Origin of the sequence: Aliiroseovarius crassostreae (assembly GCF_001307765.1) — a bacterium.
Taxonomy (GTDB): Bacteria; Pseudomonadota; Alphaproteobacteria; order Rhodobacterales; family Rhodobacteraceae; genus Aliiroseovarius; species Aliiroseovarius crassostreae.
Genome location: NZ_LKBA01000019.1, coordinates 446,259 through 459,435 on the forward strand (window position 1 = coordinate 446,259; position 13,177 = coordinate 459,435).

Consider the following 13,177-nt stretch of genomic DNA (forward strand, 5'->3'; position numbering starts at 1 on the left):
CGAAAAGCGAGTTGCAAATGAAAACGCCACCCGATCGGGGCGGCGTTTCAACGGTCTTCTGACCTTTAGGCAGAGCCTTCAGGTGTTCGCACCTAAAATCAGTCCACGGGACTGATTTTCCCCTACAGGTCGGTGCTCACTCCCACTCGATGGTGCCCGGAGGCTTCGAGGTGATGTCATAGGTGCAGCGGTTGATGCCCTTGACCTCATTGATGATCCGCGTGGCGGTTTCGCCAAGGAATTCATGGCTGAACGGGTAGTAATCCGCGGTCATCCCATCAACTGATGTCACGGCACGCAACGCACAGGCGTAATCATAGGTGCGCCCGTCCCCCATCACGCCCACGGTGCGCACAGGCAGGATAGCCACAAAAGCCTGCCAGATCTCATCATAAAGACCGTGTTTGCGGATCTGGTCGATATAAACCGCATCCGCTTCGCGCAGAATATCCAGTTTCTCACGGGTAATCTCGCCCGGGCAGCGAATGGCCAGGCCCGGCCCAGGGAAGGGGTGGCGACCAATAAAGCTTTGCGGCAGGCCCAGTTCGCGTCCAAGCGCGCGCACTTCGTCTTTGAAGAGTTCGCGCAGAGGTTCCACCAGTTTCAGGCCCATCTTCTCGGGCAGGCCACCCACATTGTGGTGCGACTTGATCGTGACCGAGGGCCCACCGGAGAAGCTGACCGACTCGATCACATCCGGGTAAAGGGTGCCCTGGGCCAGGAATTCAGCGCCATCAATCGTATCGGCATGTTTCTGGAACACGTCAATGAACAGCTTGCCGATGATCTTGCGCTTGGTTTCCGGGTCGGACTGGCCTTCCAGCTCGCCCAGGAAAAGCTCCTGCTCATCTGCGTGAATCAGTGCCATATTATAATTGTCGCGGAACATGGTGACGACTTCTTCAGCCTCACCTTTGCGCAACAGGCCATGGTCCACAAATACGCAGGTCAGCTGATCGCCAATGGCTTCGTGAATCAGCACTGCCGCGACCGAGCTGTCAACGCCGCCGGACAATCCGCAGATGACCTTCTTGTCACCAACCTGTTCGCGGATCTTGCGGATCATTTCTTCGCGATAGGCCCCCATGGTCCAGTCGCCCTTGAAGCCCGCCAGTTTCACAAACTGTTCGTAAAGCTTCGCGCCGTTCGGTGTGTGGTGCACTTCGGGATGGAATTGCACCGCGTAGAAGTGACGCTGCTGATCGGCCGTGATGGCGTAAGGCGCGTTGGGCGAGGTGCCATAAACTTCGAAACCCGGTGCGATTTCAGAGACATGGTCGCCATGGCTCATCCAGACCTGTTCGTCACCTTCCGCATACCAGCCTTCCAAAAGGTCCAGTTTCTGCGTTTCCTTGACATAGGCGCGGCCAAATTCGGCGGTGCCATGGCCGCTTTCGACACGGCCTCCAAGCTGGTGCATCATCACCTGCTGTCCATAGCAGATGCCCAGGATGGGAACCCCATAGTCAAAAATCTCCTGTGGGGCACGAGGGGACCCTTCGCGAGTCACGCTGTCGGGCCCACCGGAAAAGATCACCGCTTTGGGCGCCATGTCGCGCACAAAGTCCATTGTGACATTCTGATAAGGGTGGATTTCGCAATAAACATTCAGCTCACGCAGGCGACGCGCGATAAGCTGCGTGACCTGGCTGCCGAAGTCGATGATGAGAAGGCGGTCGTGGCTCTGATCTGTCATGTCATGCCCTTATTCCAGAGGGCGGTTTTTCGCAAGTCCCGAGCGCGCGGTCTTGTGAGATTCTCGGTCGATTTTCTTAACAGGTTTATGGTGCCATTCCACCAATATGTCGTTTTTGCCTCCTACGCGCCGTTTCAGGCGGGATTTGCCGGGGCGTGCGGTATAAATCCTATGAAAACAGGATTTACACCGACATATCGGAGGAGTTGACATGACCGAAGCTCGCGCACGCAGACGGGGTCGTGGGGGCGGGGGCGCCGCCCGCCGCGCAGAACGCAGTGCAGTTTCATTCGAAACCGCCAAATATATCGAGCGCAACATTCCGAATCTCGAGATTCTGAATGATGAGGCGATTGAGATCATCGAATACAACGCCGAAACCGTTCTGGAAGAGATCGGCGTCAATTTCGTGGAAAACCCCGCGGCTCTGGCCCGTTGGAAAGAGGCCGGGGCGGATGTCGAAGGCGAGCGCGTGCGCATCCCTCGTGGTCTGGCGCGTGAGCTGTGCAAGACCGCTCCGAGCCAGTTCACCCAACATGCCCGCAACCCGGACCGCAATGTGGTCATTGGTGGCAATAACCTGGTTCTGGCCCCGGTCTATGGCCCGCCCTTCGTGCGCGATATTGATGGCGGCCGCCGCTATGCCACGATGGAAGATTTCCGCAAATTCGTGAAGCTTGGCTATATGTCGAAATGGCTGCACCATTCGGGCGGCACGGTCTGTGAACCCACGGATGTGGCTGTGAACAAACGCCACCTCGACATGCTGATGGCGCATATGGAGCTCAGCGACAAACCGTTCATGGGGTCGGTGACCGCGCCGGAACGTGCGCAAGATACCGTCGACATGTGCGGCATCCTGTTCGGCAAGGAGTTCGTCCAGCAAAACACCGTCACCACGTCGCTGATCAACATCAACTCGCCGATGCAGTTTGATGATGTGATGATGGGCGCGCTGGAAGTGTTTGCCGAGAACAACCAGGCCGCCATTATTTCACCCTTCATCGTTGGCGGGGCCATGGCGCCTGTGTCGGTGACCGGGACGCTGACCCAGGTGTTGGCCGAAGTGATGGCCGGTGTGGCCTATTCGCAGCTGGTCCGCAAAGGTGCTCCGGTGATTGCCGGTACGTTTGTATCCTCGATCGACATGAACTCGGGCGCGCCCACCTTCGGCACGCCGGAAGCGTCGAAAGTGACCTATGGCTGTGGCCAGCTGTTCCGCCGTCTGGGGCTGCCCTATCGGTCTGCCGGATCGTTCAACGGCTCAAAGCTGCCCGATGCGCAGGCGGCTTATGAAACAGCCAACTCGCTGAATGCCGGGCTTCTGTCCGGCGTGAACTTCATGCTGCATGCCTGTGGCTGGCTTGAAGGCGGTCTGGTGTCGTCCTTTGAGAAGTTCGTGATGGATGCCGATCAACTGGGTGTGCTGCATGGTATTGCCAGCGGTGTGACCTCGGATGAGAACGCGCAGGCGATGGATGCCATTCGTGAGGTTGGGCCGGGTGGCCATTATCTTGGATGTGCCCACACGCAGGCCAATTTCCAGTCGGCGTTCTGGCGGTCGGATGTTCTGGACTACAAACCGTTCGAAACCTGGGAAGAGGAAGGTGGTAAGGACACCTATCAACTGGCTGCAGAAAAGGTTGAGAAAATGCTGGCGGACTATCAGCAACCGGCAATGGATCCTGCAATCCATGAGGGGCTGACCGATTTCATCGCGCAGAAAAAAGCGTCGATGCCTGACGCCTTCTCATAAGGAAAACGCCCCGGCAAGGTTGGTCTTGGCGGGGCAAATCTCGAATTCCCCAACCGGATTTCAGTTTCTGGGGAATGTTCTGCCTGATTAAAGCGTTTCGGGATAAACTTGAGACACATGTTTATTCCGAAATGCCCATCAAATTGAAATCTCTTGCAGCGCTTCGGTTTTGCCCAGTGTTTTTGCCCTGTGTCAGGTTAAAACCGAAGCGCTTTAGCAGGCTTGTAAGGGGTCTTAACAAAGGCCCCTTACACTATTTCAACATTATACCCCTTTAAGCTTTCGTGGCAGCAGGCGCGCCTCGGCCATCAAGGCAATCAACACTTCCACATGACGTCCAACCGAGTAAGAGGCATCTCCGGCCTGGCGAGTCGCTTCGAGGCGGGCCTCTTCGACAATCAACCCGTCCACCGCGGAGGCGGGTGATGGGGTGCGGGGTGATTTCATCAATCGTTTCAGATCCCTATCGCGGTTGTAATCAATCATTCCAAAACGGGCTGCGCGGATCAGAAGACGGGGGCGGCGCAGCGATTTCAAGAGGTCCAAAGCATCGGTCATACTGTTTCCTTTCGTCCTGTTGATGACAACAATACTCAACCCTAAGAGGTGTTGCATCGCGCGATCCTAGCGAACGCAGGCTTTAATAATTGTTTCACTTTTCGCAACAAAACTGTTCTCAGGCCTGGACAATTAAGAAATCAGTAACCAAACGCGTGCTAGCAAATATACCTGTTCTGCAACCGCTAGTGGAGCGTCAACCGGAGTGGATCACCGGTTCCCGAACCACTTCAAAGGGGGACATATGGAGTTTTCGAGCTCGAAAAATTTGGATATCGCGATCGGGGACATGCTTCCCTGGCTGCCAGCTGCGGTGAAACTGTATCTTGAGCATACGGAGCGGGGGGAAACCATCCGCGCTCTGGCGCGCCAGAAAGGTGTGCATGCGTCGACCGTGCTGCGTCAGGTTCAGAAAACCGAAACGCGCCGCGACGATCCCTTGATTGACAATTTTCTGACCCAAATGGCCCTGAACTGGTGTGATCAGGTTGTCCCGGCTGGAGATCTTGAGGAAAGCGATGTGCCTGTCTCGGATCTCGAAGGGAGCAATGGCGTGATTGGCAAACACGCGCTCCGGGTGTTGCGGGGGCTTATGAAGGAAGGCACGCTTCTTGCTATCACCAAAGGCGTGGACACGGCTGTCGTTCTGGATTTGCGCGAAGGTGAGAATCCGGTTCAACTGTGCAAAGCGCCGCGTGAGGTCGCAGAAATTCTTGCGCTGCGGGATTGGATCAGCGGCACTTCATCAGGGGCTGTGTCGCGCTATCGGATTACCCCTGCCGGCCGCTCGGCGCTGAACAAGATGATGGCGCAGGCGGAAGGAAAGGCGTCGGGGTGCACCTCCGAAAGCGGCGCATTTTTACGCCCGGACCGCGCAGGAAAAAATGCCTCGGCCGCATCGCGCAAACGCCGCACCGTTGGTGCAGACACGCCGTTGCGTGTTCTGGCACGCAGCCGCTCCAATGGACAACCTTACCTGTCGGAAGACCTGGTTCAGACCGGAGACCGCATTCAACGGGATTTTGCACTGGCTCAGCTGGAGGCGTCCCCCCAATCCGGTTGGAGTGGTGTCATGGCCGGATTGCGTCAGGTGCCAACAGGTAAGGGGTCACGCGCGGACAGGATGTTGGATGCCCGCAACCGGTTTGTTGCCGCAATGGATGCGCTGGGGCCGGAACTGGGGGAAATGGTGTTGGGCGTTTGCTGCCATGAAAAGGGTATGGAGCGGATAGAGGCAGAGCTGAACATGCCCGCGAGATCCGGCAAGTTCATGCTGAGGGTGGCGCTGAAATATCTGAAACGGCATTTTGACCAGGTGGGCGGAGAAGACCACGATTTGATTTATTGAAGGAACAAACAGGGCTCAAATCTGGTCAAAAACAGGGCGGAGCTTGCGGGTGGAACTGGCACGTGAAAACCTGCGAGCTGCGTGGCTCGGCACCGCACAATCACAGAGTATCGAGCCCTGTCACAATATCGAAATCCACCCCCGGCGCCTGCGCTGATATCTCTGACTTGATGATCCTGGGATTGGTGATTTCGGGGGCCATAACCCGGTATTTTCCCTGAAACCCGATGGCCTGCAGTTGCAGGGCAAGGTCCAGGCAATCAAAGCTTCGGCTCATCAGAAATGAGATCACCAATCCCGGGTCGAGATGATGGATCAGCTCTTCGGTAACATCGGAAAACTCGACAAAGCTGACACGGTCCCGATCCGGAAGGGGCAGGGTGTTAACATCTCCCGCCACAAGATCTCCGACTGCAAGAATATGTGACGTGTCGATCTGTGCAATCATCTCTGGTCCAGTTTTGTTGTTATGCCGCAGTGGTTTCGCGGTCTGGGATCATATGCTGCCTTGCCGGAGACATGTCGCTATTTATAGAGGGTGTTGTGGAGGTTTCAATTCTCCTTTCAGGTGAAATTTGACCGAGAGCCTATTCCCCCTCTTTACAGGTCGTCAAATTCGGGCGCAAAACTTGGTGAAACGAGGCAACACCAAGCTGAGGAGTGCGGATTTGGCCAGTGCGGGAAAATATGACGCCATCCCCATTCCGATTATGGAAATTGCAGCGGATGGGCAGATTTGCGAATTGAACGGCGCAGGGCAGGACCTGTTCGGTGCAAGGGCGCTTGGCAGATTATATGCTGCGGTGCTGCGCCAGCCGGTTTTATTGGCGCGGATTGAAAATGCACTGACAGGAGAGCTGGCCTCGCCGGTTCGCTATTTGACCAATGAAGTCACGCGCGACGTGATATATGAAACCCACGTGACGCCCGGCGCTCAGGGAAGTGTTGTGCTCAGTTTTCTGGATATCACCCATAAGGAAGAGGCCGGGCAGATGCGGGCTGATTTCGTGGCAAATGTCAGCCATGAACTGCGCACCCCCCTGACGGCCCTGTCCGGTTTCATTGAAACCCTGCGTGGACCAGCACGTGATGATGTCGAGGCCCGCCTTCGCTTTCTGGACATTATGGAACAGGAAGCTGGCCGGATGAACCGGCTGGTTGGCGATTTGCTGTCTCTCAGTCGGGTGGAAGATATGGAGCGGGTGCGCCCGACCGATCCGCAGCCCATTCGTGAAATCCTTGCGGCGGCGGTCAGTATGTTGAAGCCGCAGGTTGACGAACAGGACGTGACGTTGAACCTGTCTCTTCCGCAGGATTTCGACGATAAGGTGCCCGGTGACCGCGATCAGCTGCTTCAGGTTTTTACCAATCTCATCGAGAACGCGGTGAAATACGGGCGCAAAGGTGGAAATGTGGAGATTTTCCTGGAAACCCGTACGGATCATCCGGGCATGAAAGGTCCGGTTCTTTCCGTCACGGTTGCCGACCAGGGGGAAGGGATCGCCGCCCATCATATCGGGCGATTGACCGAGCGTTTTTACCGGGTAGATGGGCACAGATCCCGTGAAATGGGCGGCACCGGCCTTGGTCTGGCGATCGTCAAGCATATCCTGAACAGACATCGCGGTCGGCTCAGGATTGAAAGTGACGTTGGAAAAGGCAGCCGATTTATCGTGACGTTGCCGCGCGTAGATTGAGTTTTATATGGACAAAGCACACCAATAAATTGTTAGATCCTGCAGAATTTAAATTAACCAGTAATTTTGCGGTGCAAAAACACATGGATATACACCAGTCCGACGCCGTATCTCTTCCTTCACTGACCAAAGGTTCTCTTGGTCAACGGGGCATGCCGGACCTGCACGATACCAAACAGCTTGCACAATGGGTTGCGTTGGTGGCCGAGGTGATGATGCTGGCGGTCTGCCTGCGGTATCTGATGATCGGGGCATATCTGCCGGCTTTCGTTTCAGCCGTTCCAGTTGGTTTGATCATTTTGGATCAGATCGCTTTTCTGAAATCCAGAAGCTTGCCCATTGCCCCTAATGTGATTCTTCTTGTTATTGCCGTGGCCCAGTTGAGCGTGGCCAACCTGATGACAAGTGCGACCCTGATCTGGACCTTTCCCACCCTTGTCGGGTCCTTCCTGATCGCAAGAACAGGGGTTGTGAACCTTTATGCAGCCATCATGCTGACCTGCGGAACTGCCATCATATATATCGAGGGGGATCTGAGCTTTGCTTTGCGGTTTGCACCCGCTTTTGCCGGAACATGGGTTTTTTTGCTCATTCTCGTTCAGGTGATGAACGGGTTGCGGTTTCGGGCCTGGCAGCAAAGCATCACGGACCCGCTGACAGGGTGTTACAATCGGCGCTATCTGGATCAGTATCTTGACGTTCATATCAAAACGGGACGGGTTGCGATGCTTGTGATTGATATGGATAATTTCAAGCAGCTCAATGATGCGAAAGGACATGTGGCCGGGGATAAAGCTCTGTGCCGTCTCGTTGAGATCGTGCATTCCAGCTGGACAAGTGAGGCGATTTGCTTTCGTCTTGGCGGGGATGAATTTGTTTTGTTGTTACAGCTTCCGGCGCGCAGCAGGGAGCATATGAGCCTGCGGGAACAGGATCGCCACCTGACCCAGTTGGGCCAGAAAATTACAGATGTTTTGAACCAGGAAACCAGCTTTTCAGTTTCAAGTGGTTTGACGCATTTCAACTGGCCTTGCGATCTGGAAGCGGTGTATCGGCGGGCGGATACCGCGCTTTATGCTTCGAAAGACCTCGGGCGGCGGCAAATGTCCGTGGCAGATACGCTTGCCTCGCCCCCCCGAACACACGGCTTCAGTGCCTGCAAGAGTTCAAGAAGCCCTTCTCTGAACGGATCCGTGGGCTGAAGTTCATAAAAATGTCACCTGTCATACTCCTGTTACACAAGCGTCACAAAAGCTTTGTCCAAGCGCATTAGCACGGCGCCAGGTCACCAAGGCTGGTGACATGATGAAAACAGGAGAAGACAATGTCTTTCGTGAAACTGACCGCTTCCGCACTGGCCATTTCGGCCGCAACTGCAACCGTTGCGACCGCTCGTGATCAGGTGCAGGTTGCCGGGTCGTCCACTGTTCTGCCCTATGCGTCGATTGTGGCCGAGGCGTTTGGTGAAAACTTCGATTTCCCGACCCCGGTTGTTGAATCAGGTGGGTCGTCGGCTGGTCTGAAGCGCTTCTGCGAAGGTGTTGGCGAAAATACCATCGACGTGGCCAATGCCTCGCGCAAGATCAAGGATAAAGAGATCGCCAAATGCGCCGAAGCAGGTGTGAAAGACATCATTGAAGTGCGCATCGGTTATGATGGTATCGTGTTTGCCTCGCAACTGACCGGCCCGGACTTCTCGGCCTTTGAACCGGCTGACATCTACAATGCGCTTGGTGCGCAGGTGATGGTGGATGGCAAGCTGGTTGATAACAGCTTTGTCACCTGGAACGAGTTCAACGCAAACCTTCCCGCCGTTGACATTGCCGCCTTCATTCCCGGCACCAAGCATGGCACCCGCGAAGTGTTCGAAGTGAAGGTGATGGAAGCAGGGTGCAAGGCCACCGGTGCGTATGACGCGTTCCTGGCTATGGCTGAAGGCGATGATGAAAAGGCCAAGAAAAAAGCTGCTGCCAAGATGTGCTACAAGGTGCGCACCGACGGCAAATCGGTGGATATCGACGGCGACTATACCGAAACCCTCGCGTCGATCGACGCCAATAAAGATGGCATCGGCATCTTCGGCCTGGCGTTTTACGAAAACAACACCGACACGCTGCAAGTGGCGACCATGTCCGGTGTGACCCCGTCGACCGACACAATTGCAACCGGCGAATACCCGGTGTCGCGCCCGCTTTATTTCTACATCAAGAAAGCCCATATCGGCGTGATCCCGGGCCTGAAGGAATATGCCGAATTCTTCGTCTCGGACGAGATTGCCGGCCCGGATGGTCCGCTGTCGGAATATGGTCTGGTGGCAGACCCGGAACTGGCTGCAACCCAGGAAGCTGTCGCCTCAGAAACTGCTCTGACCCACTAAATCTCTCTGGTGGCGCGGGGGGCTTGCCTGCGTCACCATCCCCCACCGGATCGGGGTAAGGTCCGCTTTTCCCTTATGAGACAGGTCCAATGTCTGCTTTCACCCTTCTCCTGATCATACTGGCCCTGGCTGTCATCGGATTTGCCATCGGCCGGGGCAGGGCGCTCAAATCGGTTCAGGGGAATCGTCGGCGCCTGCATTCCCTGCCCAACTACTATGGTTTCAATGTCGCCATGCTGGCCTTTGTGCCAGCGGTTCTGGTTCTGGCCTTATGGGTCATCGCGCAGCCGCTGATCATAAACGGGGCTGTGTCCGCGATGATCCCCGAAAGCGCGTATGACGATGCGGGGGCGCTCAACCTGATCATGAGTGATGTGAAACGTGTCTCCGAAGGGTTGGAGGTCGCACTGGATCAGGGCGTTCTGGAGCGGGATGGGGTGCAAACCCTGTCGACAACAACAACCGACATCCGCGCTTTTCTGGCTGAGGTCGGTGTCGCTCTTGGATCTGATGTCAGCGAAGAGGTTCTCATCGCTGCCCGTGCCTACCGAGAGAAAACACAGACGGGAAATTGGGTGATGACGGGGGGTGTCCTCGTGATCGCTCTGGCCGGGTTCCTGGCAGCCTTGCTCAAAACCCATGGGGATCTGCGCGCCCGCAATCTGGTTGAACGCGGCATTCTTGCCGTTCTGGTGGGTGCCGCGTCGATTGCCATCCTGACCACGCTGGGCATTGTTTTGTCGCTGATTTTTAACACGGTCAGCTTTTTTGGCATGTTTCCGGTTTCGGATTTCCTGTTCGGCCTGACCTGGTCCCCCGAAGGGCGGGGCGGTTCTGAACATCTGGGCATCCTACCGCTTCTTTGGGGCACCATTTACATCTCGATCGTGGCACTTGCGGTGGCAGTTCCGATCGGATTGTTCGCCGCTATTTACCTGTCGGAATATGCAAATGCCAAAACCCGCGCGGTTGCCAAACCATTGCTTGAGGTTCTGGCAGGCATTCCAACCATTGTTTACGGCCTGTTTGCCCTTACCGTGGTGGGGCCCCTGCTGGTTGAAGTGTTTGGCCGGGATGGGCTGAGTTGGATGCAGGGTGCGCGCTCGGTGATGACGGCGGGGCTTGTGATGGGCATCATGCTGATCCCCTTTGTGTCATCCCTGTCCGATGACATCATCAATGCTGTGCCACAGGCCATGCGGGACGGGTCTTACGGATTGGGTGCAACCCAGTCGGAGACCGTGCGCCAGGTGGTTCTGCCCGCGGCCCTTCCGGGCATTGTCGGCGCCATCCTTCTCGCCGCAAGCCGGGCGATTGGGGAAACCATGATTGTGGTGATGGGGGCAGGGGCGGCGGCCCGCCTGTCGATGAACCCATTTGAAGCAATGACCACGGTGACCGCCAAAATCGTTTCGCAATTGACGGGGGATGCGGATTTCGCCTCGCCCGAGGCGTTGGTGGCCTTTGCCCTGGGCATGACCCTTTTCATTCTCACACTCGGGCTCAATGTGCTGGCACTGATGATCGTGCGCAAATATCGGGAGCAATATGAATGACCGACTTTACCGCAACTGGCCTGTCTGGAAAGGACCTGCCGGAACAGGCCAGACAGGGATCGTCTTCGCTTCTTGAACAAGATGAGCGCACCCGCAAACGCAATGCGTCAGAGTGGCGTTTCCGAGCTTATGGTATCAGTGCCATCGCTATCGGCCTTGTCTTTCTGATTGTCCTGATCTCGTCGATTTTCCTCAAGGGGGTGGGTGCGTTTCAGCAGACCACCATCACCTTGCAGGTCGAGCTGCTGGAAGCCAAGCTGGACAAATCCGGCCAAAGGGACATCGAAAAGATCAAGAAGGTCACGACCTTTGGCTATAACCCGCTGATTGATGCAGCGATCAAACGGGCGCTGGATGAGGCCGGGGTCGAAAGCTCGTTCAAAAAGGGCAAGGAACTTCGCAAGCTCCTGTCCTCTGGCGCTGCGGCACAGATCCGTGATTTTGTCATCGCCAACCCGGACCGCATTGGCGACACGGTGGAATTCAAGCTGCTGGCCTCGTCGCGGGTGGATGGATACCTGAAGGACCGTGTGAGCCGGGATAGCCTTGCCCGCGACAAGAACCTGACCCCGGATCACCTGGATCTGGTGGATGGGCTGCGCGCCACGGGGTCGCTGCGCAAAAGCTTCAATCTTGGTTTCATAACCGGGGCGGACGCCTCTGAAAGCCGCCCTGAACAGGCCGGGATCGGGGTGTCGATGCTGGGCAGCCTCTACATGATGCTTGTCGTGCTGGCTGCGGCGTTGCCGATTGGTGTTGCCGCGTCGATTTATCTTGAGGAGTTCGCGCGGCAGAACTGGTTTACCGACCTGATTGAGGTAAATATCTCAAACCTTGCCGCGGTTCCGTCGATTGTGTTTGGTATCCTTGGTCTGGCGGTGTTCATTCAATTTGCCCATCTGCCGCAATCTGCGCCGCTGGTCGGGGGATTGGTGCTTACGCTGATGACCCTGCCGACGATCATCATTTCGACCCGGGCATCGTTGAAAGCGGTGCCGCCCTCGATCCGCGAGGCCGCTTTGGGCATCGGGGCGTCCAAGATGCAGACCGTGTTTCACCATGTTCTGCCGCTGGCCATGCCTGGCATTCTGACCGGCACGATCATTGGCCTTGCGCAAGCGCTTGGTGAAACGGCCCCGCTGCTTCTGATCGGTATGGTTGGCTATATTGCGTCAAACCGCCCGGATGGGATCATTGAGGGGTTCCTCAGCCCCAACTCAGCCATGCCGGCGCAGATCTATGAATGGGCAAAACGGGCGGACCCGGCCTATTACGAACGCGCCTGGGGCGGGATCATCATCTTGCTCGCGTTCCTGATGAGCATGAATATCATCGCAATCCTTCTGCGCCGCCGGTTCGAGCGCCGCTGGTAAGAGAGGGGATAAACACATGAACGATATGACGAAAATCGAAAGCACCGTGGATATGAAAACCACCAAGATCTCGGCCCGTGACGTGCAGGTCCATTACGGTGACACCCATGCGATCAAGGACGTGAATGTCGAGATCGAGGACAAGACCGTGACCGCCTTTATCGGGCCGTCAGGCTGCGGGAAATCAACCTTCCTGCGTTGTCTGAACCGGATGAATGACACGATCGACATCTGCCGCGTGTCCGGCGACATCCTGCTTGATGGCGAGGATATTTACGACAAACGCGTCGATCCGGTGCAGCTGCGCGCCAAGGTCGGCATGGTGTTTCAGAAACCCAACCCGTTCCCCAAGTCGATCTATGATAATATCGCCTATGGGCCGCGCATTCATGGCCTTGCCAGGAACAAAGCGGAACTGGATGAAATTGTTGAGAAATCCCTGCGGCGTGGGGCAATCTGGGACGAGGTGAAGGATCGGCTTCATGCGCCCGGCACCGGCCTGTCGGGGGGGCAGCAGCAGCGTCTGTGCATTGCCCGCGCCGTGGCCACGGAGCCCGAGGTTCTGCTGATGGATGAGCCCTGCTCGGCGCTGGATCCGATTGCCACGGCTCAGGTGGAAGAGCTGATTGACGAGTTGCGCGAGAAATTTGCGGTGGTGATCGTTACCCACTCAATGCAACAAGCCGCGCGGGTCAGCCAGAAAACCGCCTTCTTCCATCTGGGCAACCTGGTGGAATATGATGATACGACCAAGATTTTTACCAATCCCGAAGACAGCCGCACCGAAGCGTATATCACGGGCCGGATCGGATAAGG

Annotated in this window: 11 protein-coding genes; 8 read left to right on the plus strand and 3 right to left on the minus strand. The window is 56.3% G+C overall.

Annotated features, from left to right (window positions below; genetic code table 11):
* Nucleotides 1–136: 136 nt before the first annotated feature.
* Entirely contained in the window at nucleotides 137–1,696 is a 1,560-nt protein-coding gene (gene guaA, locus AKJ29_RS14950) for a glutamine-hydrolyzing GMP synthase (RefSeq protein WP_055192154.1), read from the minus strand.
* 211 nt (nucleotides 1,697–1,907) lie between these two features.
* Between guaA and AKJ29_RS14955 the strand changes: the two genes are divergently transcribed.
* Nucleotides 1,908–3,452: a trimethylamine methyltransferase family protein gene (locus AKJ29_RS14955; protein ID WP_055192157.1), complete on the plus strand. Its 1,545-nt coding sequence runs from the start codon at nucleotides 1,908–1,910 to the stop codon at nucleotides 3,450–3,452.
* Between the two features lie 264 nt (nucleotides 3,453–3,716).
* On the opposite strand, the gene AKJ29_RS14960 is transcribed toward AKJ29_RS14955, so the two are convergent.
* Complete coding sequence (locus AKJ29_RS14960) at nucleotides 3,717–4,010, minus strand: DUF6477 family protein (RefSeq protein ID WP_055192159.1); 294 nt, start codon at nucleotides 4,008–4,010, stop codon at nucleotides 3,717–3,719.
* Between the two features lie 244 nt (nucleotides 4,011–4,254).
* Between AKJ29_RS14960 and AKJ29_RS14965 the strand changes: the two genes are divergently transcribed.
* Complete coding sequence (locus AKJ29_RS14965; protein ID WP_055192161.1) at nucleotides 4,255–5,358, plus strand: DUF6456 domain-containing protein; 1,104 nt, start codon at nucleotides 4,255–4,257, stop codon at nucleotides 5,356–5,358.
* A 100-nt stretch (nucleotides 5,359–5,458) separates the two neighbouring features.
* Here AKJ29_RS14965 and AKJ29_RS14970 read toward each other — a convergent pair whose 3' ends face one another.
* Nucleotides 5,459–5,806, minus strand: a complete 348-nt coding sequence (locus tag AKJ29_RS14970; protein WP_055192163.1) for a hypothetical protein — start codon at nucleotides 5,804–5,806, stop codon at nucleotides 5,459–5,461.
* Nucleotides 5,807–6,026: 220 nt separating this feature from the next.
* Here AKJ29_RS14970 and AKJ29_RS14975 point away from each other — a divergent pair, with 220 nt between their 5' ends.
* The 6 genes from AKJ29_RS14975 to pstB all read left to right on the plus strand — a co-directional run bounded on the left by AKJ29_RS14975 (nucleotide 6,027) and on the right by pstB (nucleotide 13,175).
* Nucleotides 6,027–7,055, plus strand: coding sequence for an ATP-binding protein (locus tag AKJ29_RS14975; protein ID WP_235477606.1), 1,029 nt, complete (start codon nucleotides 6,027–6,029; stop codon nucleotides 7,053–7,055).
* A gap of 83 nt (nucleotides 7,056–7,138) precedes the next feature.
* Nucleotides 7,139–8,257, plus strand: a complete 1,119-nt coding sequence (locus AKJ29_RS14980; RefSeq protein ID WP_055192167.1) for a GGDEF domain-containing protein — start codon at nucleotides 7,139–7,141, stop codon at nucleotides 8,255–8,257.
* 122 nt (nucleotides 8,258–8,379) lie between these two features.
* A complete protein-coding gene (locus AKJ29_RS14985; protein ID WP_055192169.1) occupies nucleotides 8,380–9,432 on the plus strand; it encodes a substrate-binding domain-containing protein in 1,053 nt (350 codons plus the stop codon).
* 89 nt (nucleotides 9,433–9,521) lie between these two features.
* The gene (gene pstC, locus AKJ29_RS14990; protein ID WP_055192171.1) at nucleotides 9,522–10,988 is read left to right on the plus strand and encodes a phosphate ABC transporter permease subunit PstC; all 1,467 of its coding nucleotides are present in this window, start codon (nucleotides 9,522–9,524) and stop codon (nucleotides 10,986–10,988) included.
* On the plus strand, nucleotides 10,985–12,361 hold the full coding sequence (gene pstA, locus AKJ29_RS14995; protein ID WP_055192173.1) for a phosphate ABC transporter permease PstA: 1,377 nt from the start codon (nucleotides 10,985–10,987) through the stop codon (nucleotides 12,359–12,361). Before pstC ends, pstA begins: the two co-directional genes overlap by 4 nt.
* A 16-nt stretch (nucleotides 12,362–12,377) precedes the next feature.
* Entirely contained in the window at nucleotides 12,378–13,175 is a 798-nt protein-coding gene (gene pstB, locus AKJ29_RS15000; protein ID WP_055192175.1) for a phosphate ABC transporter ATP-binding protein PstB, read from the plus strand.
* Nucleotides 13,176–13,177: the final 2 nt, after the last annotated feature.

Excerpts from the sequence above, each read along its gene's own strand:
- pstA (WP_055192173.1), top strand. The coding sequence starts at position 10,985 with ATGACCGACTTTACCGCAACTGGCCTGTCTGGAAAGGACCTGCCGGAA.
- AKJ29_RS14955 (WP_055192157.1), top strand. The coding sequence starts at position 1,908 with ATGACCGAAGCTCGCGCACGCAGACGGGGTCGTGGGGGCGGGGGCGCC.
- AKJ29_RS14960 (WP_055192159.1), bottom strand. The coding sequence starts at position 4,010 with ATGACCGATGCTTTGGACCTCTTGAAATCGCTGCGCCGCCCCCGTCTT.
- pstC (WP_055192171.1), top strand. The coding sequence starts at position 9,522 with ATGTCTGCTTTCACCCTTCTCCTGATCATACTGGCCCTGGCTGTCATC.
- AKJ29_RS14985 (WP_055192169.1), top strand. The coding sequence starts at position 8,380 with ATGTCTTTCGTGAAACTGACCGCTTCCGCACTGGCCATTTCGGCCGCA.
- AKJ29_RS14965 (WP_055192161.1), top strand. The coding sequence starts at position 4,255 with ATGGAGTTTTCGAGCTCGAAAAATTTGGATATCGCGATCGGGGACATG.
- pstB (WP_055192175.1), top strand. The coding sequence starts at position 12,378 with ATGAACGATATGACGAAAATCGAAAGCACCGTGGATATGAAAACCACC.
- AKJ29_RS14980 (WP_055192167.1), top strand. The coding sequence starts at position 7,139 with ATGGATATACACCAGTCCGACGCCGTATCTCTTCCTTCACTGACCAAA.
- guaA (WP_055192154.1), bottom strand. The coding sequence starts at position 1,696 with ATGACAGATCAGAGCCACGACCGCCTTCTCATCATCGACTTCGGCAGC.
- AKJ29_RS14970 (WP_055192163.1), bottom strand. The coding sequence starts at position 5,806 with ATGATTGCACAGATCGACACGTCACATATTCTTGCAGTCGGAGATCTT.